At 45.8% G+C, this 22522-nt stretch carries 24 protein-coding genes; all 24 read left to right on the top strand.

Annotation, left to right across the window (positions count from 1 at the left end):
• Nucleotides 1–76 precede the first annotated feature (76 nt).
• The 24 genes from KO531_RS20805 (at nt 77) to KO531_RS20690 (ending at nt 22520) form a co-directional block, all read left to right on the top strand.
• Complete coding sequence (locus tag KO531_RS20805; protein WP_173246820.1) at nt 77–556, top strand: SycD/LcrH family type III secretion system chaperone; 480 nt, start codon at nt 77–79, stop codon at nt 554–556.
• 54 nt (nt 557–610) lie between these two features.
• The gene (locus tag KO531_RS20800) at nt 611–1738 is read left to right on the top strand and encodes a hypothetical protein (protein WP_131525051.1); all 1128 of its coding nucleotides are present in this window, start codon (nt 611–613) and stop codon (nt 1736–1738) included.
• A 39-nt stretch (nt 1739–1777) separates the two neighbouring features.
• Nucleotides 1778–2479 (top strand): hypothetical protein, encoded by a 702-nt coding sequence (locus KO531_RS20795; protein ID WP_131525052.1) that lies wholly within the window; start codon nt 1778–1780, stop codon nt 2477–2479.
• A 214-nt stretch (nt 2480–2693) separates the two neighbouring features.
• Entirely contained in the window at nt 2694–3392 is a 699-nt protein-coding gene (locus tag KO531_RS20790) for a helix-turn-helix domain-containing protein (protein WP_012197144.1), read from the top strand.
• Between the two features lie 9 nt (nt 3393–3401).
• The gene (sctF, locus tag KO531_RS20785) at nt 3402–3617 is read left to right on the top strand and encodes a type III secretion system needle filament subunit SctF (protein ID WP_012197145.1); all 216 of its coding nucleotides are present in this window, start codon (nt 3402–3404) and stop codon (nt 3615–3617) included.
• Nucleotides 3618–3642: 25 nt separating this feature from the next.
• On the top strand, nt 3643–3957 hold the full coding sequence (locus KO531_RS20780; RefSeq protein WP_131525053.1) for an EscG/YscG/SsaH family type III secretion system needle protein co-chaperone: 315 nt from the start codon (nt 3643–3645) through the stop codon (nt 3955–3957).
• Nucleotides 3944–4285: a type III secretion system inner rod subunit SctI gene (sctI, locus tag KO531_RS20775; RefSeq protein WP_131525054.1), complete on the top strand. Its 342-nt coding sequence runs from the start codon at nt 3944–3946 to the stop codon at nt 4283–4285. The genes KO531_RS20780 and sctI overlap by 14 nt, the downstream gene beginning before the upstream one ends.
• Nucleotides 4282–5001 carry a type III secretion inner membrane ring lipoprotein SctJ gene (gene sctJ, locus KO531_RS20770; protein WP_131525055.1) on the top strand — a complete coding sequence of 240 codons (720 nt, stop codon included), beginning with the start codon at nt 4282–4284 and terminating at the stop codon, nt 4999–5001. The genes sctI and sctJ overlap by 4 nt, the downstream gene beginning before the upstream one ends.
• Nucleotides 5002–5030: 29 nt before the next feature.
• Nucleotides 5031–5711, top strand: coding sequence for a type III secretion system domain-containing protein (locus tag KO531_RS20765; protein WP_168826773.1), 681 nt, complete (start codon nt 5031–5033; stop codon nt 5709–5711).
• Entirely contained in the window at nt 5708–6361 is a 654-nt protein-coding gene (locus tag KO531_RS20760) for a type III secretion protein (protein WP_012197150.1), read from the top strand. The genes KO531_RS20765 and KO531_RS20760 overlap by 4 nt, the downstream gene beginning before the upstream one ends.
• Nucleotides 6362–6371: 10 nt before the next feature.
• Complete coding sequence (locus KO531_RS20755; protein ID WP_028761714.1) at nt 6372–7400, top strand: TyeA family type III secretion system gatekeeper subunit; 1029 nt, start codon at nt 6372–6374, stop codon at nt 7398–7400.
• A gap of 294 nt (nt 7401–7694) precedes the next feature.
• Nucleotides 7695–8132, top strand: a complete 438-nt coding sequence (gene sicP, locus KO531_RS20750) for a chaperone SicP (RefSeq protein WP_219252139.1) — start codon at nt 7695–7697, stop codon at nt 8130–8132.
• Nucleotide 8133: 1 nt separating this feature from the next.
• A complete protein-coding gene (locus KO531_RS20745) occupies nt 8134–12177 on the top strand; it encodes a type III secretion system effector BopA family protein (protein ID WP_219252138.1) in 4044 nt (1347 codons plus the stop codon).
• A 118-nt stretch (nt 12178–12295) separates the two neighbouring features.
• Nucleotides 12296–12655 (top strand): type III secretion apparatus, encoded by a 360-nt coding sequence (locus KO531_RS20740; protein WP_219252137.1) that lies wholly within the window; start codon nt 12296–12298, stop codon nt 12653–12655.
• On the top strand, nt 12652–14712 hold the full coding sequence (locus KO531_RS20735; RefSeq protein ID WP_269319663.1) for an EscV/YscV/HrcV family type III secretion system export apparatus protein: 2061 nt from the start codon (nt 12652–12654) through the stop codon (nt 14710–14712). Before KO531_RS20740 ends, KO531_RS20735 begins: the two co-directional genes overlap by 4 nt.
• 12 nt (nt 14713–14724) lie before the next feature.
• A complete protein-coding gene (locus KO531_RS20730; protein WP_028761718.1) occupies nt 14725–16056 on the top strand; it encodes an EscN/YscN/HrcN family type III secretion system ATPase in 1332 nt (443 codons plus the stop codon).
• Nucleotides 16057–16072: 16 nt separating this feature from the next.
• A complete protein-coding gene (locus tag KO531_RS20725; protein ID WP_012197157.1) occupies nt 16073–16474 on the top strand; it encodes a hypothetical protein in 402 nt (133 codons plus the stop codon).
• Complete coding sequence (locus KO531_RS20720) at nt 16467–16913, top strand: hypothetical protein (protein ID WP_219252136.1); 447 nt, start codon at nt 16467–16469, stop codon at nt 16911–16913. The genes KO531_RS20725 and KO531_RS20720 overlap by 8 nt, the downstream gene beginning before the upstream one ends.
• Before the next feature lie 4 nt (nt 16914–16917).
• Nucleotides 16918–17838, top strand: a complete 921-nt coding sequence (locus tag KO531_RS20715; protein ID WP_219252135.1) for a hypothetical protein — start codon at nt 16918–16920, stop codon at nt 17836–17838.
• A gap of 118 nt (nt 17839–17956) precedes the next feature.
• Nucleotides 17957–18607, top strand: coding sequence for a type III secretion system export apparatus subunit SctR (gene sctR / locus KO531_RS20710; RefSeq protein ID WP_219252134.1), 651 nt, complete (start codon nt 17957–17959; stop codon nt 18605–18607).
• Nucleotides 18604–18873, top strand: a complete 270-nt coding sequence (sctS, locus tag KO531_RS20705) for a type III secretion system export apparatus subunit SctS (protein ID WP_012197161.1) — start codon at nt 18604–18606, stop codon at nt 18871–18873. Before sctR ends, sctS begins: the two co-directional genes overlap by 4 nt.
• Before the next feature lie 2 nt (nt 18874–18875).
• Nucleotides 18876–19676, top strand: a complete 801-nt coding sequence (gene sctT, locus KO531_RS20700) for a type III secretion system export apparatus subunit SctT (protein WP_028761721.1) — start codon at nt 18876–18878, stop codon at nt 19674–19676.
• A gap of 20 nt (nt 19677–19696) precedes the next feature.
• On the top strand, nt 19697–20746 hold the full coding sequence (locus tag KO531_RS20695) for an EscU/YscU/HrcU family type III secretion system export apparatus switch protein (RefSeq protein ID WP_131525061.1): 1050 nt from the start codon (nt 19697–19699) through the stop codon (nt 20744–20746).
• Between the two features lie 541 nt (nt 20747–21287).
• On the top strand, nt 21288–22520 hold the full coding sequence (locus KO531_RS20690; RefSeq protein WP_212601354.1) for an efflux RND transporter periplasmic adaptor subunit: 1233 nt from the start codon (nt 21288–21290) through the stop codon (nt 22518–22520).
• Nucleotides 22521–22522 lie beyond the last annotated feature (2 nt).

Below are 22522 nucleotides of genomic sequence, written 5' to 3'. Positions count from 1 at the left end.
ACTAATGGATAGATTTTCGCATTGTCGAGTGGATCCCCGTAAATGCATTTAAATTGAACCGCTAAAGGCACCTCAAATGATAAATAAAGAGATTGAATTAGATTTTGAAAAGCTTGAAGCAGCCTGCAAGTTAGCCTTAGTCGAACAACAGACCTTAGCTGAGCAAGCTGGCTTAACGAGTCAAGATCTCGAGCTAATTTACCTATCAGGTACGAGTAAATATCAGGCAGGCTTACCTGCAGAAGCGATTGTCGATTTTACCTATTTGGTCATGCATCAGCCTTGGGATAGACGTTTTCATCTTGGACTGGGGTCTTGCCTACATTGGCTAGGTGAATACCAGCATGCCTTGACCTTCTATGGTTATGCACTCGTGATGGATGCTTGCTCTCCCGACGCGAGTTTCCGCATTGCGCAGTGCTTTCTGAGCTTAGATGATGACGCCTCGGCAATCGAAGCGTTACAGATGGCTATCTCACAGAGCTACAGTAAGCCAGAGCACCATTTTGTGGGAGAGCAAGCACAGCAATTGCTTAGTGCTCTCAATAATCAATAGACAATAGACAATAGGATTTGCAATCTTCATTTATATTATTGAAAGAGGTTTATTATGAATGAGTTAACACATGTTCCTTTATCATCCCCGACTTTAAGTAGTTTAGATTTAGTCAGTTCGGCCCGCGCCTTGTTAAAAACACAATTAGGCAGCTTTGATCCCAAACAAGTGCCCCTGAGCTCTGAAGTCGACGGTAAGGTCACTGATATTCAATCCAAGGCACAACTGACTCGGGATGAAGCTAAAGTGGCTGCCGATGAGGCTAAAAAAGTGGGGGTAGATCTGGCCAAGTCCGGCTTTTTTAGTAAGCTCGCTTCGGTGGCTTTTGCTGGTATTGCGCTTGGCGTGTCTATCGCTGCCACAATATTCACGGGGGGGGCAGGGGTTCCCTTATTGATAGCCTCTGGCGTTGCTTTTACCTTAGCGGTCGCCGACGCGGGTTGTGCTTTTGCTGACTGGCGTAGTAAAGCGGCTGGGGGAGAAGGACTCGCCATGGGCAGCGATTCCATTGCTAATGCGCTAAATATCTTGTTAAGCAAGATGGGGGTAAATGATGATAGAGCACAGTGGTGGGGCAAAGCCGTTTCCATTAGCTCAAGAGTTGCGCTAGCAGTAGGCACTTTATGGAGTGCGGTGGTATCTCCTCCCTCTCTTCCCGCGCATATTGCTGGCACCGTTAATATGGTGAATATGGCCCGTAGAAGCGCCGAACCTGTCGTAGAAGGGGTTATCGGTTTAGTGAACCATACCTCGACCAAGGTACTGGATAAGTTAAAAGGTACTTCTCAAAATAAATCATTCGAAGCAGAAGTGTCTAGCGTAAAAGCATACCAACTGCGTCAGTTACAAGCCTCTGCCCTTACACAGCAAGGTAATATGAAACTCAGTGAGGTGCAGTTAGCACTGAAAGAGAGCCAAGCCAATGAAAAAACGGCGCAATTTGATGCCGAAATCCGTATGAAACAGAGTGAGCGATTCAGAGGAACTAATCAAACATTACAGCAACAACTTGCAGAGAAAGAGGGATTGCTACTGCAGAGTCAAAATCAATTTGAGCAACTACAGTCACGCTTCGATAAATCCAACGTTCAACTATCAGGCGTGATGCAGCAGCTACAAATGCTACAGCAGCAATTGGCAGAATTACAGCCTGCGAGAGCTAGAAATAATAGCTTTAGCTAAATCAATAACAGTCCTTAAACAATATAGCGAGGAGACAATATGTTAAGCAGTAACGCCTTTAACGCTAGCATAGCGACTGGGTTAGGCCGTTTTTCTCCATCAGAGAACGCAAGGCAAGCAATTCGGTTATCGCCAGATCAAGCGATAACTCAAAGACAAGCGATTAAAGACCAACACATTACGCAATTATCTGATGCACTATGGCTTAGCAGAGACGGGGATACTGTGGTGGCAAAAGCATGTAAATCCGCGTTTAATGCCCTGGGAACGCAAGCTGATAAGCAAGATGCCGCTAAGCAGCACATCTTATGCTATGCAGCCCTAAAGTTAGACAAATTGATCCAGCATGGCAGTTATCTTGCGAGTCCTAAGGTGAACAAACAGGTACTGGCTGATATCGCTACTATGCTCGAAATCGATAGACACAGTGCAGGCAAGAGTGCCCTTGAGAGCGCTGCAAGGGTCCTAGTCGATAGAGTACATCTCGATCGAGTAGAACACGTAGATCCCGCAATAATGACCGCAGTTAGAGATAGATTAGTCTTAAAAACACTCCATTGTTTGACCGAGAAAATGAATCGGGTCGTCGATAAACATATTGAAAAAAAGGGGTTATACGGAAAAGAGGGCCATAGTTTCAGTTCTGCACAAATTGACCATAAAGTGTATGACCTCCTGCTAATTCATAAACAAGTTCAACGGGGTCAAGATCTTAATGCATTACGCAGTGGCTTAGTCTGAGTCATTACGGACCGTCAGCAAGGATGCTGGCTAGTGTATCAATCGTTTTCTTTTTCAGTCGTTCTTTCGATTCTTATCCCACGGGTTAGTTTCTCATAAGTCGTTGTTGACGCAGCTGCATTTAAGCGAATTCAGATCTCAGGTTAACACCTGATGTCAACCTATCCGCTCGCGTTTCACAATGAATCATAGTTTGCAGTAAGGGTTAATCCATATGAGTGCAATACAAATAATTTTGTTTCGACAGCCAGGGAAAATCCACTATCAGGGTGAAAACCTAGCGGTCGGCAGTAATCAGTTAGTTGTAACCACTGAGGAGGCAACAGCTTCTGCTTTGAGTCGTGATAATTGGATGAGCATCTTTTGTTATCCAGGTGAGCTACACGCATTATTTCACGAAATTGCCGATCTGATTGGCCCGAGTGCTGAGATGAATCGATTTCAACCTGAATCAACAAAAATACTCCCTGTATTTGATGAGTTAAGCAATGTCATTGAACAGTTGAAAGGTAATCATAATTTATTGATTAAGTTTATTTTTATGTACTGTCTTGGCATGGATAACCGTTACTTTTCCGGTTTAATGCGTTACTTCTTAGCCCATAACGACAAGATGCTGAGCTATCTTGAGGGCAATTTTATGCAACCTTGGCCAGTCACACGCTTTGCCGAAAATTTAGGCATTGAAGTACGCCGACTCAATTTCTTGTTTTATAAAAACTATGGTGTATCGGCAAAGCAATGGTTGTTAGAACGGCGCTTAAGTTATGCCCGTCAGCAACTGATAGTGACTGAGAAAAAAGTCGCCGATATTGCCTTAGATAGTGGTTTTAGTAATCACGCACATTTTACCGAATCGTTTAAGAAACGTTATTTATGCAGCCCAACCGTACTGCGTGCAACCTTTGTATAAGGAGGTCCCATGGACTTAAGTGCCATAGTTAATCAATTGTCTCAGCTATCGACGCGCTCAGCTCAAGAGGTACAGGCCAAGATGTCTGCAGGCGATTTGACCGATCCCGACAAGATGATCAAAGCCCAATTTGCCATGCAGCAATACTCTAACTTTGTCGGCTATGAAAGTGCCATGATAAAAGCGATTAAAGACATGATCCAAGGGATCATTTCTAAGATTTAACCCCCTTCGATTGCAAGGATAAATTATGTTAACCAGTGCCGATAAACAACTGTTAGTAGAGGCTGCCATTGCCGCCTCAAACCATGGTCTAACATCGCAAGCCTATGCTTTGCTAGCCATTTTTCCTCAACTTATTAGCGATGATGAAGACAGACATATTTGTGCCAGCCTTATTTACTTTGGTTTAAATGAAAATACTAAAGCATTAAGGGAATTAGCTTCTTGTCAGACTGAAGCAGCCCAAGGATTAAGATTTTTATTTTCAGGTTCAGGCCCAACAGCTGGGCGGAGTGAAATTATTTTACAGATGTTACGTGGAGGTTCCAATGGAAATTCATAGCCTAAGTCAGCTTGCTAAAGTCACCCAGCAAGCCAGCAAAACCACAGAAGCAGACCCTAACTTAGCAAGCCAGTTTTCACAATTAATGCAATTAGGGGGATCGGATATAAGTCAGGCGGTGAACATAGCAACTCAGCCACAGGCTTCGGGTTCATTACAAGGTGTGATACAGAGTGCAGAAAGTCACGGAGTCGGCCACTCCCCCTCTCCAGAGGCCATGTTAGGCGGACAGCTCTTGATGGGTAAAGCCATCGTTGAGGTCGATCTGGCGGCAAAAACTGCCGGCGCAGTATCCCAATCCATAAATAAATTGGTGAATATGCAATGAAACATTTTAAATGGTCAATATTGTTGCTCGTCTTCGCATTGACTGGATGCAAAGTCGATCTCTATCGAGATCTTCCACAAGATGAAGCGAATCAAATGGTCGCCCTGTTGATGCTTAATCACATAGATGCTAGTGCTGAAGCGGATCAAAAATCAGGTAATGTGTCCTTAAAAATAGATAAAGATCAATTTATCAATGCCGTTGAATTACTGAGACAAAATGGCTTTCCTAAACCTCATTATGCCAATATCGAGGATTTGTTCCCTTCGGGTCAGTTAGTGACTTCACCCGCCCAAGAGGAAGCGAAAATGGGTTATCTAAAAGAGCAACAACTTGAGCGTACCTTGTCGAGTATGGATGGGGTGATTAGCGCTAGGGTGTCTATTGCTGAACCTGCACCCGACTCAGGGCGTCAGATTGCACAGACTAAGTCGGCCTCCGTATACATTAAATATTCACCTCAGGCTAACTTAACAAATACGGAAAATCAGATTAAGAGCTTAGTGCAGAATGCCGTTCCAGGACTGAGTTACGACAATATCAGTGTCTTTTTGCAAGCTGCGAGTTATCGCTATCAAGCAATTACCCAGCCCACTAGCAGTAGTTCATCTCAATTTTTAGCCCAGGTCGAAGCGTACAAGTTACCATTAGTGATCAGCTTATCTGGAATAATGCTACTCAGCATAGGCGGTATGTGGTGGATGAGACGTAAGTAACCATAACAATTGTTGTTTCTGGAGGAACTATGGAGGACTTGACCCCTAATCTACCACTAATACGGGTCGAAGCTACTGGCCAAAACAAGTTAAATCGAGTTGTATCACCAGCATTATTGGCCTTCAATCGTCTCGTTTGGCAACCTGTTGCGACTATGCATCCGAGCTGGTGGCAAGAATTACAATTAACTCTTTGGCAGGCACAGTATCAAGCGGGTACCCGATTAGCGCAGCGAATCGAAGCAGTTGTGGTTTCCCGTTATGGTTTGGCAGGTCAAGATTTACCAAAGGAATTTAATGAGCTCGAGGCTAACCTGTTAGCCTGCCGGCATAAACTCAGTGCCATAGTGACGGCGTTGGGGCTCTTTCTCCTCAACCGCCCTGATTATGTGTCATTACGTGAATATCGTGATGCCTTGCATCAAGAGTTAAGCCAAGCACAAATTCAACAAATTTGGAATTTGTGGCCCCAGAGGCCCCAACTTACAACATATGTCTATCGAGACGAAGTGACTGCGACAGAGTTAGTTGGCGTAGCCCAGACCTGCGCTATTAACCTGATAGGACAATTATGGGGAAACAAACCGTTCTGGCGGGCATTAGCCTTGACCTTACCTGTGCAAGCAACATTGCCATGTAAAGCGGACTCCCTAGCACCTATTTCCTTAGATATTCCTCGCTGGTTAATGAGATTGGAGCGACTACTATGAACCCATTTTTAATTGAGGTACGCCCTTGCGAGCTCCGTCGTGAAGGCCATCATTTGATCAGCGCCACAGCGTTACATCGGGCGAGTGAGTTAGCGGATATGGAACACTTAGTTCGTACGCGAATTGCCAAAGCACTCAAAAAAGCCCGCCGTCAACGCGATGCCGCGCAAACTCGTAGTGAGCAGATACTAGAGCAAGCACAACAGGATGCCCAAGCGCTTAGCGCACAGTGGCAACAGCAAGCTAAAGCTGTGGCCATCGATGAGGCCATTAGCTGGCATTATAACGAAGCCCAGTTAATTCAATCGCTTACCGATAAATTACATGCCAATATTGCCGAGCAAATTAAAAAAGTGCTGACGACTTGGATGCAAGAACATGAGTTGTCTGCATTTCTAATCAAACGGTTATCCGATCAAGTCTGTGAACGAGTAGGGCAAGGTGCCTTAACACTGCTGGTTTCAAATGATGATTTTGCCGCGCTAGCCAAGGCATTCGATGGCCGTATGACAGTGCAAGTATCAGCGGAGTTAGTCTCTGGACAGGCCGAATTAAGTTCTTCGACTATGACAGCTAAAATTGATCTTAATGAACACTTACAGCAATTACTGGCGGCGTTTGTCCCCGAACCATTAAAGGGCGTTGGCTAAGGAGCTTATTATGGTGCGTATCGATGGTGCCAACGCAGTGGATTTTCATAACACAGCGAGTGTAAACGAAACCCATGGACAAGTGTTTCCGGCAAACAATGTAACAGACATGGCGGCCGCAGAATTAGCGGAAGTGCGTTCTGAAGCATTGGAAGAGACCATGGAAGGATTAAGTCTCGGATTAAGCAGCCATTTGAAAAAGTTAACCTCAGGTAAAGAGCCAACTGATCCCCGATTTACAGCACTCGAGCAGTTACTGCAACAACTGGGAGACACGCAAGCAAGCACAGTCAATAAACTGGCCGAACAGTTTGCGAGCTTAGGCGATGGTGATGAGATCCTCTCGCAACTTAAACAATTGGGTTTAGACAGCGGTAACATGATGCTATTAATGATGGCGCTAGTCATGTCAGGAAAATTAGGTCAATCCGCCCATAATAAGCTACGCAAATTACTGACAGAATTACTCTCGCAAGAAGGAGCTGAAATAGCATTATTTGCCGCCCTTGAAGGCGTTGCACTCGATCATGCTGGTCTGCAAGCCTTGCAACAACTTTATCAACAAGCGGTTCGAGGCGATGCCGGCCTAGCCAAATGGTTTGAATTACTTCAGCATCTTCCTGACCGCCGTAAGCGGATCCGTGTGTTGCTTAGAGCACTATCTGAACCTCTGAGCGATCAGCACAGCGGGAGAAACATGGTCAAGATAGCAGCAGCGGTAGATGACTTACGTCGATTGCTTATTTTTCTTACGATAGAGGAACATTGCTATATGCTCGCCCGTGCGACTCAGCTTGATGGTGAACAAGTGTTAAAAGTCACGTTACAACTGACAGAACAAGCTTGGGTGTATCCCCAATGGATAGATGAACAAATACGACTATTACCTTTAATGCCAGCAAGACGATTGGGATTTCTGCGGCGCTGGCGGGAACTGCTGAGTATTATTCCTCTGGCATGTTTTCGCGATCCAGAACAGAAAGAACATATTGAAGAGGCCATGTTGGGCTTACTTGATGACTGGTGTGATCAGGAATAATGAGCATCTGTTAATGTTAGCGTAACGCAGAACTCAGGCAACTATGATGATATTACAGGAAAGATCTACATTCAGACCATATGCAATACCTATACAGTCCAGTCGCTGACGCATGGTTGCTTGATTGACCTGCGAGATTTTTTTTGCCGCATAAGACTCGATATTGGCCCGTAATACAACAGGTATTTAAGTTAGAACTCGACTAGTCTCAGGTGTACACCTGATATTCATTCTTCCTGACTCAGGACAAACTTTCATCAAGGTCACACTTTCACCAATTGAGGGGGACGCTAGATGAATGTACATGACCAATTATTAGCTCAGCTCGGCCAAGCACTCGGCTTACCATTAGTGTTTGATGCTAATGGACAATGTCTGCTAATGCTAGATCAAAAATTAATGATCTCTATACGTTACGGCGATGCGCAATGGACCTTTTATTGCATGCTCGCTCAGAAGCCGCAGCTGACTGAAAACCACTATTGGCAAGCTTGTTTGCAATTGAATCTCAAACTTGCCGAACAAGGTAAGGGCTGCATCTGCTATGAGCCTCAGTCCGATGCTTTGTTATATTTAACATTTGTTCCTATGCCAGCCAGTTCCCCCCTGCTCAGCGAATTTCTCGGTGACTTAGTCGACACGTATCAAGCTCTGCAGAGCCATGTTGAAACCGAAATGACTGGGACAACCTCATCAATAAATACCATAAATCTTAGTGCGGGGGGACAATAATATGGCCTTAGATATCAGTGCATTTAGTCATGCGGCTAAGCTTGACGGCCGTCTTTCCTTAGTCGATACCCCGGAGGGTATACCGACGATTATAGTTGCCAAAGAAGGCTTTAAAGAAAAATTACTTAGCATGCTGAGCCATATTCCTTTACTCAAAAATACCCAAGCGGTCCAAGATTATGTCAATGGCTTGTCACTCGATAATAAGCAAGTGTTGGGTGTGTTCTTGCAGGCATTGGCGGTAAGATTTGGTCATGATATTGCACTGGATATGGTAGATGCTGTCGATTTGTCCGGTCATACTCCATTAACTCGGCGTACGATCGAGCAACTCACCGAACGGTGTGAAGCATTTATGCCGCTCCCTCCTTTAAACATATGCGAGACTAATGAAGATACGCTTAAAGTTCTTGCTTTGCCTTCCCAGAGCGGGATTGAGTCCAAATCGTCGGAGAAGCAAACGCTCAGCCCATCAGTGCTTAAACCTTCAGCAGAACCTATATCCGTTGAGAAAGACATTAGGGGAACGGCTTTCCATATTTTAAGCCAACAGCTTATTACGCCACAGGATATTTTACACACGCAGAATCAATGCCTTAAGCAGTTGTTAACTACACCAGTACCTCAAAAATTAACTATGCCGACCACTCAAACTTGGCTGGCGTCTTGGGTGTATTCAGAACCTGAACCCATTAAAACCTTACAACAAGCTATTAAAAATTATAATCAAGTACTTAGCGACACTCAGCTAGCGACATGTATACAGAACTTAAATCAGAGCCGAGATCCCTTGATTAGCAGCGATGAACTGACTGCAATGCGTGATCATGTCAAATTTGGGCTAGTGCAAATTAAGCAGGCTTTAACCCTAGTCGCTGAATTGAAAGCTAATTTGTCGGTGGAGCAGAGCAGTGTTCTGTCGCCGCTACTGGCCGAAGTCAATCTGGGATTATCGCAATATGATGTGTTAACGGCGGCGATGCAGACATTTGAGCAAGCCTTATTAGCATCGACCCCGATGCGCCTAGCCTTATCTGAGTTTCATGCCCAGCTTCCCCATTCACTACAAAACAAACTGACTGCGGATACTTTAGTGAGTAGTTATCAACTGTTTTCCCCTTTAATGCAAAATGAACTCAGTCAGACAGAGAGAGTTGAATATATAGCGGCAAGCTTAGTTTCTATGCTCAATGAGGAGAACATCAGCGAAGTCTCAGGGCAAAAAAAAATAATGCCAGAGATCAAAAGCTTAGTATTGCTTATTAACCAGTTTGTGCTAAACCCCATACAAGAACCTCTAGCCATGAGTTCGTCATTTAAGACTCCATTTGAAGCGCAACAGGCCGAAGCCGAGCAACATCTAATCCAGCTAGAACAAGCACAAACCTTACTGGCCGACTGCCTTACTCGGGCCAGTAATCTTAGCGAACAAGCGCTAATCGCTGTCGGCAAGCAAGTGAAAATCGAAGATCATTTAGCTGCAGTGAAACAGGCTGGAACCCAACTCAGTACTATATTGTATAAGGCTATCAACCCTTCTGGGGAAGAGGTTCATTTCGAAGATCTCACCGCAACATTACTGTATCTTGGCGGACAAGAATATGTCGAGAAAGGCAGTCGTTTACAGTTCGATGAGCCTGTTAACTTTGATGATCTCGACCTTGAGCAGACACTAAGAAATGAGCTCGATAGCTATACTTTAACACCTCAAGTGGCAAGTTTAGCGCAGCAAGTTCTACAAACTCAGCATCATCTTAATTGGTTCGAGGGAGTGAGCTCCATCAGCTTTAGCCCAAATAATTCGCAAGATATTTCGTTGTTTGATGATGTTAACAACCTGCAACTAGTCTCACAGATTGAGCAAGATCAAGCTCGTTATCACAGTTTTCTGACCGAACGTCTTGCCTTGTGTAATGATTATCACCGAGCCGTGACCGAGTTGCTGTCGGCTGTTCCCTCTGAGACGGTGCGCAATCAGCTAACCCAAGAGCTAGTGCAAATTAGTGCGGATCAAGATGCGACCCGAACTTTAGTTGAGCGACTCAATCGACTGCAGAGTGCACAAGATGTGCTAGTGATAGCGGGAAATAATGTCGCTAAATTGTCGGCGTTAACCCAGCAACTCGCGCAAGTTAGGAGGGAAACAAATGCTGAACGTGCCGAGGTCAATTTAAGTTATTTTCTTAGCCATCTCCCTGAATTACAAACTAATAATGAAAAAGTGCGCGCCTTAACTCAAGAGCAGCATCTTTTATCGGCTAAACTGGAAAAATTGACCGCACATTTACAGCAGTTATATGGTGAAGGGCTAGTACTAACTTTAGCCGAACCTGAGGCAAGTTCCCCTGAACTGCGAGCTTTTCACACTGTGACTCGCCAGTTAGCCGAAGTCAATCGCTCTATTGAAGATCTCGATGATGCCTACCAACATGGTTTGTTACAGCTGAAAAAGGCCACAATTGCAGCAAAAAATAATGGCGGCTATCCAGATCAAGGGGGGATGGCGAGTGGACATGCATGGCAAAGTTGGTTAGTGCAAAAGTTTGTCGGCAATTGGTCTTCCCAATATCGTCCAAGTTTAGAAGAACTTATTTTATCTAGACAGTTGGCCAAAAATAACATGAGCAGTGTCGCGGAGGCTTATCTCGCTTTAGCATCAAGTGTTAAAGCCTCGAAAGCTAGCGTAGCAAATGTGTCAGCTTTAACCTCGCCTCAAAACATGATGGCTGCACTGGGCGACCTGCATAATTGGTCGATGGCACATCCGATCGAGGCACGTGAGCTCGCAGGCAATTTAACTCAAGCCTACAATATTATTTTGGCCAACCCAGGGACCTTTGGAATGGAACTGGTTAACACTGTCACCACAGTGTGGCAAACCGGGACGGTACAAAACCAAGTGCACGATATTCTGCAAGGTAAGAGAGAAGAGCTGCCGGATAAAACGAATTTCGCTATGACACCGCAAATGATTGCGTTATTACACATGGCACAGTTAGCGCCGTATATTGCGGGTGGGGCGAAAGGGGCTGCTAATACAGGCATAGGTGGGCCTTTAGTAAGCGGTGTATTTGGGATGATGTTTCCTGGCGCAGGGATGGCTACACCTGTCGTCGGCTTAGTTGGCGGCGTCCTGCAAACTTGGTCAGAACGTCAGCTTGCCAATAACATGCGTGCGTATCGTAGCAGTGAAGTTATGGTGAATGCTTTAATTAAAGGCATGCAGGCAGAAGGCGGGCTTAGTGCTCGTGGTGAGGCCATCGCTGGCTATATGCTACAGCGGCAGGCCCTGCAAGATGTTGGTACAGTCTCCCGTGATTGTTTTGAAGTCGGTAAAGTCGGTGCAGTTAAGCGTGCACTCACAGATATCGTTAATTGGTGGAAACATGCTTCAACGGGAGCCAAAGTCTTTGCTGTGGTGACGACACTTGTGGTTGCCTCTGTGGTATCGGCGGGAGCGATCGCGGCGGCATTGTTTACCTTAGGGACTGGTGGCGTCGGAATAGTGGCAGCTGTGGGGCTTGGATTGGGAGGATTAATGGCAGGCGCCTATTTTTCCAAGGCTGTGGTGTCGACATTGCAAGGGGCTAATTTTTTAGGCATGGCCGATACTGCCCGCGCGGCCGAGGCTGAAATGACAGAAAAACGAATCGAGCAAGCGTTCGCGCAATTGGCTCATACTCCCGTATCTCAAACTTCAATAATTAAGACAATTGCCCACAGCGTATCAGGCACCCCAGAAATCCCCAAATCGATGGCGGATGTATTGGGGCTTGAACAACACCAAGCCGCGCTAAAAGCACATTTACTGCCGCAATTAGTCGGCCTCGATAGTGATGCGCAGCAGGCGATCTTTGTTCAGATCATGCAACAATATGCTAATGATAAAAGTCACGAAATAGAAATTAATCAAGCAATAGACAGGGAGACAACAGTCGAGCGGGCTATGAAATGGGTTGCTGAACTTGACATAGTACCAGCACAATTACAGCAATGTATGGAAGAAATCGATGCGGCCTTATTGATGGAGAACTCTTCTCGATAATCCATAGTGGTTGAATCGCTGTTGACTTAGTACTTGCGGGTATTCAGGTGTTCACCTGATACCCGCTTTTTATTGTCTGGGAGATGATAAGACCGAGAGTTAATGCTGGAGAAGCGATATGGATTTACTACTAATGCGCAACCTCGAACAATTTTTTCGGTTAGTGAATCGCTGGCCTGTGAAGCTTGAGGAACGCATTGAATGCCATTGGCCTCCACACGGAGTGTTACTCGAGTGCCATCAAGGACGATTATTGATGACGACTTGGTTGCTTAACACTCCCGCCGGTGATCTCAAATCTTATTTATCACGTTGGCATCCAGAAGCTTTTGCGGGCAGAGTTCAGCGATTGTTCATCGTCAAAAACCGTTTAATGATCAGTTGCCTCTGTCCATCGACACACCAGGGTCATGATTGGTACCACTTGTACCAACTGCAACAAAAATTCCTAAATCGTATGCTCATAGGAGGTCAATGATGAACCTCATCAGTCGTTGGTTAAGTAAAGCCGCAGGGCGTCACGATATCATCTTAAGTGCCATGTTAATGGTAGCTGTATTTATGATGATCTTGCCTCTACCGACACCTTTGATCGACGTATTAATTGCCTTAAACCTTGGCTTGTCCATAGTGTTATTGATGATCGCCATATACATCCGTGACCCTTTAGAGTTCTCAGTATTTCCATCCCTACTATTGATCACAACCTTATACCGTCTGGCACTTACTATCAGTACCAGTCGTTTAATTTTACTGCAGCATGATGCTGGAGATATTGTATACACCTTCGGTAACTTCGTGGTTGGCGGCAACTTAGCGGTCGGAATTATTATCTTTGCCATCATCACCATAGTGCAGTTTATCGTTATCACTAAGGGGTCTGAGCGGGTGGCGGAAGTGAGTGCACGTTTTTCCCTCGATGGTATGCCTGGTAAGCAAATGAGTATCGATGGCGACATGCGTGCTGGCATCATTGACGCTAAAGAGGCAAAGCGTCAACGGGCACAAGTTCAGAAAGAAAGTCAGCTTTATGGCGCGATGGACGGTGCAATGAAGTTTGTAAAAGGCGATGCCATAGCCAGTATTATTGTCATTTTAACTAACATCATTGGTGGTATCGCTGTCGGTGTCATGCAGCACAATATGTCGGCTGCCGAAGCATTAAATACCTATGCAGTCTTGTCTGTCGGGGATGGTTTGATAGCCCAAATACCTTCGTTACTGATTTCAGTCACTGCAGGCTTAATTGTGACCCGAGTTCCTGGAGAGCAGAGACAGAATTTAGCCAACGAATTAGTGATGCAAGTAGGACGTCAACCCGCATCATTGCAAATGGCCGGGATAGTCATGTTCATCTTTGCTTTAATCCCTGGCTTCCCAATTTTAGTCTTCGGCACACTCGGTTCGGTCGTTTTAGGGGCTTCATTGTGGTTGAAGCGTCAGCAAAAACGAGCAAGTGCTCAAGGAGAGGAGAGCCATTTCACTGAAGCTGGCAAAAGTGACACGGCCAATGTCGACAATATGGCACCAGGGGCTGTACCACTGATTTTATATCTTGGAGCCGATGTGCCTATCCATGGGGTTAAAGAGGCACTGCAAAAACTGCGTTGGCAATGGTTTGAACAATTAGGCGTGCCATTACCGGAAATCCAATTACAAATAGCGAAGAAAGGCAGCCTAGGTTGTTGTGATGTGCTCTTGTACCAAGAATCTGTATTGCAATTGCAGCTAGTACCACAGGAAGCCCTTTTGATTGACTCCATCGCAACGATTCCATGTCGTGTCGAGTCCATCCCTTTTAGTAATCAAAGATTGCATTGGATCAAAGGTAATGCGCTTGAACAGGCGGAAGCCCAAGGTTTAGCTGTTTGTCGTGATGAGCAAATTCCCGCTTATGTGATGGGTAAAGTGATCGACCGCTATGCAGGGGAGTTTATTGGTGTACAAGAAACCCGGTATTTAATGGATGCTATGGAGGCTCGCTACGGTGAGCTCGTCAAGGAACTTCAACGCCTCTTGTCAGTAGGAAAGGTCGCCGAGATCCTACAACGCTTAGTTGAAGAGGGGATTTCGGTGCGCGATTTACGAACTATTTTTGAAACCTTAGTCGAATGGGTGCCAAAGGAGAAAGACATCATCATGTTAACTGAGTATGTACGGATTGCGCTTCGCCGTCATATTCGCCGCAAGTTTGCTACCCCACAAGGTTGGATCGCTGTGCTCATGGTTGGAGAAGGAATTGAAAATGTGATCCGTGAATCGATACGACAATCGACTGCTGGCTCTTATTCGGCCTTGGACATGGCACAAACTCAGCAAATATTAACCTGCATTCAAGAACAGCTGCCACCGGAACAAACCTGTGTACTGTTGACCTCACTTGATGTGCGTCGTTACCTGCGAAAAATTGTAGAACGCGAGTTATTTAGCACACCCGTTTTGTCGTTTCAGGAATTAGGCGACGATGCAGAAATAAAAGTCATAGGCCAAGTGGACTTAGTGGGTGAGGTACTCGATGCCGCACTGGCGAGCTAATGGAGGCGATAGATGAAATTACCCAGTAAAGAAACACTTTATGCACAACTCGAACCTAGTTTATTCGCCACTCAGAGTCTGTTGCCTGTTCCATCGGTTCGCTATTTCGGCAAAGTTCAAGAAGTGGGGGCCACACTCGTGCGTGCAACTTTGCCCGGTGCGCATCAAGGAGAGCTTTGTCTCATTGGTAATCGCCTCAGCGCCGAAGTCGTTGCGGTAAAAGGCGATGAAGCCCTGTTATCGCCCTTCGACGTTACGGCGGGACTATGCAGTGGAGAATTAGTTGAAACCTTAGGCCATGGGCATCAAGTCCCCTTAGGTCAAGGCTTGCTTGGTCGAGTGGTCGATGGCCTTGGTGCTCCTATGGATGGCTATGGACTGACTGCAACGTCATTAAGGCCTAACCAAGGTTCTGCACCTAATCCATTATCACGACAACTTATTGATACTGTCATGCCCATGGGGATCCGCGCTATTGACAGCGCCCTCGCCTGTGGCATCGGCCAAAGGATTGGTATTTTTGCCGCAGCAGGAGGGGGAAAGAGTACCTTACTTGGCATGATCGCCGCGCACTGCCAAGCGGATGTGATTGTACTGACCTTAGTCGGCGAGCGTGGCCGTGAAGTCCGTGAGTTTATCGAATATAACCTCACGCCAGAGGCAAGAGCGCGCACTGTGATGGTGGTTGCTACATCGGATCGTCCTCCGCTTGAGCGAATGAAAGCCACACTAACGGCAACGACCATTGCTGAGTACTTTCGCGATCAAGGTAAAAATGTGCTGTTGATGGTGGATTCACTGACCCGATTTGCCCGCAGTGCGAGGGAAATTGCGTTGGCGGCTGGCGAGAGCCCAGTGTCTAGCGGTTATCCTCCAAGTGTCTTTGTCAATTTATCGGCCTTAGTCGAACGAGCTGGCCCTGCAGCCAAAGGTAGTATCACAGGCATATATACCGTACTGGTTGAAGGGGATGATATGAATGAACCTATCGCCGATGAAGTTCGTTCCTTACTTGATGGACACATAGTGCTATCCCGTCGACTCGCGGGAGCGGGCCATTACCCTGCAATTGATATCAATGCCAGTGTCAGCAGGGTAATGGATCAGATTGTTAGCCCTGAGCAGCGGTGTCATGCCGCCAAGATGCGCCAGTTACTGGCATTGTATCAAGAGGTTCAATTACTCATCCGAGTGGGTGAATACGTGCAAGGTGAAGATCAAGAAACTGATGAAGCAGTGGCTCGCCATCAGGATATTCAGCAGTTTTTGTGTCAATCAGTCAATGAATTCAGTCCCTATGAAGAGACACTACAAAAATTGAAATTATTGCTTTTAAGCCATTAATGGGAGGAACTCAATAATGAACCCATCCCAACTTACAGCGAAAGACGAGCAATTATTACAGCGATTACTCGCAATTCGTAGTGACAAAGAAGCTAAATTGCGCCGAGAGCTAGCCTTACATAGGCAAAAATTCAGGGAGCTACTTGACAGGCAAATCCTCATCAATCTCGAGCGGCAAGCGCAAACTAATCGGCTGCGTCTGCAGCAGATGCCAGAACAAATATTAACTCCAACTGAGCTAATCACTTTTAAATTGACCTTAATGAAGGAATACCAAAAAGAAAGGACATTAGCCGAAACTGCTGAGATGTTGGTAATAGAAAAAGAGCAGTTGGAGTCCACTATGGTGCATATGCAGCAGGCGATTCTTCAGTTAGTTAAATCCCAACAAAAACTGCAGGAGGTTGTCGATGAATAATCCTATGGCGATAGTGCGAACATTGAAAATATCTTTCCCCAGCGTCGAAACCAGACAAGAGTCGGATCCAGAAATGCGTCGCTTGTTTAACCGTTATTTCTGCGGTCAACAGGAAGATGACAACACTATATCTACCAAAGATCGGCTTACCGCTAAGGCACTACTCAGCCGCGATGGTGGTGTGTACCGACAAGGAGCGGCCGAAGTAATCCGGCAAGGTGAGCAACTATGCTATCGCTTGCTCAATGGCCCTATGATGGGATTAGTGATCCAAGCCTGTTACCAACCTCGAGGAATTCAATTGCAGTTGTTTCCTAAGACAGCGCGTCAATCGGAACTGCTCGCAAGACTCTTACCTCAACTCAGCGAGCAACTACAAGGGCGACGCTTTGCTATTCATTTAGATCTTATGCCAACCAACACAGCAGTGACGAGGTAGATGAATGAACATCAATAAACTGATCAATGCTAGCCAAGTCATAGGCCGTGGCCTAGCACAGCAAGCTTGTCAAATCGAACTGACGCGTATCGGGGGCGATGGAGTATTCTGGCAAAGACGCAATGCTCCATCAGGATCGGGTCTGTGGTGTTCTAAACAGGATTGGCAACTGTGGGTAACCGCAGTGACTGGCGTAACTTCCTCGGCTGAGATTGCTTGTGATTTATTGCCCTGTGTTAGTGCGGCGGCATTTGATGTAGCGGGTGAATGGTTGGTCGATTGCCTTGAAGAAGTCCCTAAGCCATTCGGATTGGTGCCAGATATTTATCCCGTGCTAACGCTTCAAACTACGCAATTGGAACAAGGCGACGAGGAGAGTGCCAGTCAATTGGCTTGTGTCTTAGTTGATTGGCCGCAAGAGGACTGGCAGAGCCAAGTTGAGTCATGGTCAGCATTCTCAGGTAAAACGGTGGATGTTAGTTTGAGTTTAGTGGCCGGTTTTGTGCCCCAAATAACGCCTACACCTGACTTACCCGAAATAGGCGGGGGTTTATGGCTCGATGGTGATGTGCAAATCGAGCAGGGGGAAGCGCTGTTATGGGCGGATGGACCGTTGGCTAAGATCAAGTTCATCACCCCTATTGATGGTCCTCAAGCACAACTCGAAATTGTGTCTTTATTGCCTAAGATAGACGCTATTCAGCCCCCTTTGATCGCCGATATTGGTCGAGTGAGTCTGCCTCTGGCTAAGCTCGGCGCTATGATGACGGGTGACAAGTTAACGCTGGAGGTTACGCTGAATAATCAAGTGCGTTTAGGACGGTTCAGTCATCAGTACGGTCAAGAGCTGTACCAAACTCTGGCAAGTATTAATCTCCTGCGTGGAGAGTCGGGATTACTCGCACAAATCGAGGCTCTAGTATAAGGGGAATGGTGTTGCTTTACGGATATGTCAGCGGTTTTTAGTTAGCTAAGGTCTTCACCTGATACAGGTCAATCACAAAGCGCGCCATGATGGAACCCTAGCCACAAAGGAGGTTTCCATGACCTTACTCGACCATCCAATCCAATTGATCATTATGTTGTTTTGCTTGTCACTGCTGCCGCTGTTCGCCGTGATGGGCACTTCATTCTTGAAATTGGCAATTGTGTTCTCTATGTTACGTAACGCCTTAGGGATCCAGCAGATCCCACCCAATATGGCAATTTACGGCCTCGCATTAATTCTTACTCTGTTCACCATGGCACCCGTGGGGATGGCAATCAATGACAATCTAAAAGCCACCCCTATAGTGTTCGATGCACCCAATGTATTTGAGCAAATCAACACTGGAGCCATAGCACCCTACCGCGCATTTCTCGAAAAAAATACCAGCAATACTCAGATTGAATTTTTCGCCAATATTGGCCATAAGGTCTGGCCCGAAAAGTATCAGCAAGTGCTGACCAAAGACTCACTGTTAGTGATGGTGCCAGCCTTTACTATGAGTCAGCTCATAGAGGCATTTAAGATAGGTTTACTCATTTATCTTCCCTTTGTCGCAATTGACCTTATCGTCTCCAATATTTTACTGGCAATGGGCATGATGATGGTGTCCCCCATGACGATAGCCCTACCGTTCAAATTGTTGATTTTTATCTTGATGGGTGGATGGGAAAAACTGATCAGTCAACTAATGATGTCATTCTCATGAGTGAAACTATCATAGTACATTTCACCTCTGAACTACTGTGGATGGTGTTACTGCTGTCGCTACCTGTTGTTATCGTGGCCTCAGTTGTCGGAGTTTTGGTTAGCCTTATTCAAGCCCTGACCCAAATCCAAGATCAAACATTGCAGTTTCTGATCAAACTCATCGCCGTGTGCGTGACACTTGTGGTCTGTTATCACTGGATGGGTAGTTCACTGTTGAATTACGCCAGCATGGCTTTCGATCAAATTAGCCAAATGGGGGGGTAGTGATGACAACTCTGCTACCCAACCTATTAACAGCACAGCTTCCGGTGTTGGCACTCTGTATGATGCGCCCTTTAGGCATGATGCTGCTATTACCCTTATTTAAAGGGGGGGCAATGGGGAGCGCATTAATCCGTAATAGTCTGATTTTAATGTTTGCTTTACCTACTGTGCTGGCAATGGATGAAATGCAGCCGATACTGCAGCAGGCCGACACTTGGATGCTCATCAGCCTATTTGGCAAAGAAATTATTGTAGGCATGTTACTCGGTTTCTGTGCCGCCATTCCCTTTTGGGCCATAGATATGGCGGGATTTGTAATTGACACAATGCGGGGGGCATCCATGTCGACTGTACTTAACCCATTGATGGGACTGCAATCATCTATTTATGGCATGCTGTTTACTCAAGTTCTTACCGTGCTGTTTTTAGTCTCGGGTGGTTTTAATTTCCTGCTAACTGCACTTTATCAGTCATATCAACAATTACCCCCAGGATTTAATTTAACGCTAAGCCAGCCCTTGATGGTGTTTATAGCCCATGAGTGGCAATTGATGTGCCAACTATGTCTCAGTTTTGCCATGCCCGCCATGGTTATTATGATCTTAGTCGACGTAGCCTTAGGGCTAGTAAACCGCTCGGCGCAGCAGTTAAACGTCTTCTTTTTGTCTATGCCCATTAAAAGCGCTTTGGTCTTACTGTTATTGATCTACAGCTTACAGTTTGCTTTGTCCCATTACCTGCAGACCATTTCTGGGGTAGAGCAGCACGTAGATATTTTGTTTGGACTCTTAGCAGGGCACTAGTGCCCTGGTGGATATGACCTATGGCCGAGAAAACAGAAAAACCCACAGAAAAACGTTTACGAGAAGCGAGAAATCGCGGTCAGGTCATTAAAAGTGCTGAAATTGTCACAGGGTTACAGATGGCGATCATTCTCGGGTACTTTCTCTACGAAGGGCCTGCACTCGTCCAAGCCATTATGGCGTTAATCGACTTAACCATTCACGCCATCAATCTTCCCCTTGAAACTGCGGCCGAGCAAATCGTTGGTACCTTCGCCATGCTGGCATTACGTTTTTTAGGTGGGCTGACATTAGTACTCGTGTTTACCATTGTGGTGGGGAACTTAGTCCAAACAGGTCCCGTTTGGGCGGCTGAGTCTATAATGCCGAGCATGGATAAACTCAATGTCATGAATAATGCTAAGCAACTTATTTCACTGAAAAGTTTGTTTGAGCTTGCTAAAAATCTCGTTAAAGTCACAGTGCTGAGTTTAGTGTTTTACTATCTGCTCCATCGTTACGTTAACGCCTTTCAATACTTGCCTTTATGCGGAGAAGCCTGCGGTATCAGTGTGATTTCGACCATGATCACTTGGCTCTGGGGCAGCTTTTTAGGATGTTACTTAATATTTGGGATCGCTGATTATGCATTTCAACGCTATAGCCTAATGAAAGAACTCAAAATGTCTAAAGATGACACCAAACAAGAATACAAAGATTCTGAAGGTAACCCCGAAATGAAACAAAAACGCCGCGAAACCCAGCGAGAAGTGGCGTCTGGTAGTCTTGCCAGTAACGTTCGCAAAGCCACAGTGGTTGTGCGTAATCCAACCCACATTGCCGTGTGTTTGTATTATAGTGAAGGTGAGACACCGTTGCCTAAAGTGCTTGAAAAAGCCGAAGATCACATGGCCTTACACATAGTGGCATTAGCTGAGAAAGCTGGGGTGCCAATTGTCGAGAACATTCCATTGGCCCGCGCCTTATTTAAACACGTTGAGGCAGGAGACGTGATTCCAGAGAGCCTATTTGAACCCGTAGCAGAGCTTTTACGTCTAGTGATGACAATATCCTATGATAATATGGAGTAACAGGTCTTACTGTAATCAAATAGAATCCTTGATGATAATTGTCTCTTACGAATCTCATAATGAATCTATGAAATTCAAATAAGTAGCCATGCATAATATTGTTTGAAGTAATCAATTTTACCAAAATATTACTCTGAATTTGCACTAAGTTAGGTTTACGCACGCCGCAGAGATATGGTATCTGCAAGTGTGGGGTGAAGCACCACGACGTTGATTTTTCTTGAAAAAGAATCAAATGAAGTCTGCATCTAGATTCGTTTGAATGGCTGAACTACCACAAGTGGCACAGTCATAGAATGTAGACCCCAACAATTTATCACCTGACGATTTGGTATCGCACTAAATTGGCATGGCAGTCTAAGCACCACTCAATCGTGCTTTCCTTGTCAATTTCTACACAGATATTTGCAAATCTTTACCTGTTAACGACACTTCCTTCGTCTACTGTCTTTGGCTAACTCTATATACTGTTGGAACAATTTCAGTTCCTTAGCAAGATGAATGCTTGCTGTCTTTAGCATTGATGGACACGACAATACCGATGAAAAAATCCTCAAAGCGTAAATTGCTGCTCGCGTTAAGCGGCTTAATCCTCCTGAGTGGCGGTGCTTATTTTATGTGGCATAAGCCTGAAATGGCACCAACCTATGTGACTGAAGCTGTGCGCCGTGGCGATATCGAAAACTCAGTACTTGCCAATGGCATGTTGCAGGCATCCAAACTGGTGAGTGTGGGCGCACAGGTATCGGGGCAAATCTTAAGTTTGCCGCTGGCACTGGGTGATGAAGTAAAGAAAGGCGATTTGATTGCTCAGATTGATAGCCTAGCGCAACAGAATAATTTGAAGGATGCCCTCGCATCACTCAAGAGTATCAATGCTCAGTTCCGTGCTAAACAGGCGCAGATCCGCCAAGCTAAATTGGAATTTAGCCGCCAGCAGCAAATGCTTGCCGATAAGGCCAGTTCTCGTGCCGATTATGAAGTGGCCGATGCTAATCTAACGGTTTATCAAGCCGAACTTGAGCAATTAGAAGCGCAAAAACAACAGGCTGAGATTAACGTCGACAGTGCCAGAATCGATTTAGGTTATACCAAAATTACCGCGCCGATGGATGGCACTGTGGTGTATTCCGCGGTGGAAGTGGGGCAAACCGTTAACGCTAATCAAACAACACCGACCATAGTTGAAATGGCGCAGCTGGATACCATGACAGTTAAAGCGCAGATTTCCGAAGCCGATGTTGTCAATGTCCATCCGGGTCAAGCCGTGTATTTCACCGTCCTTGGAAAACCGAATCATCCCTACCGTGGCGTTTTGAGGGCGATTGAGCCTGGGCCGATTTCGATGGATGGCGACGATAGCAATATGAGCTCTAGCGACTCAGACGCTATTTATTACCATGGTCTGTTTGATGTAGAAAACCCTGACCGCACCTTGCGTATCGGCATGACGGCGCAGGTGTCTATAGTGTTAGCTAAGGCCGATGATGCGCTATTAGTGCCTGCACAGATATTGCGTATAAAGCCGAGGGAGAAATCCGCGGTGCCAGAGGCTAAGTCTGTCGAGCGTAAAGCCCGCAGCGGCCCGCAATATCAAGTGCCTGTATTAGTTGATAACCAAGTGCAATATGTGGATGTCACTGTTGGGATTAACAATAAAATCAATGCTGAAATCACCGCGGGTTTGAAGGAAGGCGATCAGGTTGTGCTTGGCATGCCGTCTTCCGATGATGGCAGCAGTAAATTACGTCGTCCACCTAGCGTGAGGTTTTAACA

The organism is Shewanella sp. NKUCC06_TVS (genome assembly GCF_019345515.1).
GTDB classification, from domain to species: Bacteria; Pseudomonadota; Gammaproteobacteria; order Enterobacterales; family Shewanellaceae; genus Shewanella; species Shewanella oncorhynchi.
The sequence above is the reverse complement of the archived record's forward strand: the minus strand, read 5'-3'. Positions and strand labels throughout refer to the sequence as shown.

What these genes read in the sequence shown, in the direction of transcription:
- KO531_RS20740 (WP_219252137.1), top strand. Translation starts at nt 12,296, where the DNA reads ATGGATTTACTACTAATGCGCAACCTCGAACAATTTTTTCGGTTAGTG.
- sctS (WP_012197161.1), top strand. Translation starts at nt 18,604, where the DNA reads ATGAGTGAAACTATCATAGTACATTTCACCTCTGAACTACTGTGGATG.
- KO531_RS20695 (WP_131525061.1), top strand. Translation starts at nt 19,697, where the DNA reads ATGGCCGAGAAAACAGAAAAACCCACAGAAAAACGTTTACGAGAAGCG.
- KO531_RS20800 (WP_131525051.1), top strand. Translation starts at nt 611, where the DNA reads ATGAATGAGTTAACACATGTTCCTTTATCATCCCCGACTTTAAGTAGT.
- KO531_RS20730 (WP_028761718.1), top strand. Translation starts at nt 14,725, where the DNA reads ATGAAATTACCCAGTAAAGAAACACTTTATGCACAACTCGAACCTAGT.
- KO531_RS20715 (WP_219252135.1), top strand. Translation starts at nt 16,918, where the DNA reads ATGAACATCAATAAACTGATCAATGCTAGCCAAGTCATAGGCCGTGGC.
- sctR (WP_219252134.1), top strand. Translation starts at nt 17,957, where the DNA reads ATGACCTTACTCGACCATCCAATCCAATTGATCATTATGTTGTTTTGC.
- KO531_RS20760 (WP_012197150.1), top strand. Translation starts at nt 5,708, where the DNA reads ATGAACCCATTTTTAATTGAGGTACGCCCTTGCGAGCTCCGTCGTGAA.
- KO531_RS20755 (WP_028761714.1), top strand. Translation starts at nt 6,372, where the DNA reads ATGGTGCGTATCGATGGTGCCAACGCAGTGGATTTTCATAACACAGCG.
- KO531_RS20765 (WP_168826773.1), top strand. Translation starts at nt 5,031, where the DNA reads ATGGAGGACTTGACCCCTAATCTACCACTAATACGGGTCGAAGCTACT.
- sctT (WP_028761721.1), top strand. Translation starts at nt 18,876, where the DNA reads ATGACAACTCTGCTACCCAACCTATTAACAGCACAGCTTCCGGTGTTG.
- KO531_RS20805 (WP_173246820.1), top strand. Translation starts at nt 77, where the DNA reads ATGATAAATAAAGAGATTGAATTAGATTTTGAAAAGCTTGAAGCAGCC.
- KO531_RS20735 (WP_269319663.1), top strand. Translation starts at nt 12,652, where the DNA reads ATGATGAACCTCATCAGTCGTTGGTTAAGTAAAGCCGCAGGGCGTCAC.
- KO531_RS20725 (WP_012197157.1), top strand. Translation starts at nt 16,073, where the DNA reads ATGAACCCATCCCAACTTACAGCGAAAGACGAGCAATTATTACAGCGA.
- KO531_RS20790 (WP_012197144.1), top strand. Translation starts at nt 2,694, where the DNA reads ATGAGTGCAATACAAATAATTTTGTTTCGACAGCCAGGGAAAATCCAC.
- KO531_RS20780 (WP_131525053.1), top strand. Translation starts at nt 3,643, where the DNA reads ATGTTAACCAGTGCCGATAAACAACTGTTAGTAGAGGCTGCCATTGCC.
- sctF (WP_012197145.1), top strand. Translation starts at nt 3,402, where the DNA reads ATGGACTTAAGTGCCATAGTTAATCAATTGTCTCAGCTATCGACGCGC.
- KO531_RS20795 (WP_131525052.1), top strand. Translation starts at nt 1,778, where the DNA reads ATGTTAAGCAGTAACGCCTTTAACGCTAGCATAGCGACTGGGTTAGGC.
- KO531_RS20745 (WP_219252138.1), top strand. Translation starts at nt 8,134, where the DNA reads ATGGCCTTAGATATCAGTGCATTTAGTCATGCGGCTAAGCTTGACGGC.
- KO531_RS20690 (WP_212601354.1), top strand. Translation starts at nt 21,288, where the DNA reads ATGAAAAAATCCTCAAAGCGTAAATTGCTGCTCGCGTTAAGCGGCTTA.
- sctJ (WP_131525055.1), top strand. Translation starts at nt 4,282, where the DNA reads ATGAAACATTTTAAATGGTCAATATTGTTGCTCGTCTTCGCATTGACT.
- KO531_RS20720 (WP_219252136.1), top strand. Translation starts at nt 16,467, where the DNA reads ATGAATAATCCTATGGCGATAGTGCGAACATTGAAAATATCTTTCCCC.
- sctI (WP_131525054.1), top strand. Translation starts at nt 3,944, where the DNA reads ATGGAAATTCATAGCCTAAGTCAGCTTGCTAAAGTCACCCAGCAAGCC.
- sicP (WP_219252139.1), top strand. Translation starts at nt 7,695, where the DNA reads ATGAATGTACATGACCAATTATTAGCTCAGCTCGGCCAAGCACTCGGC.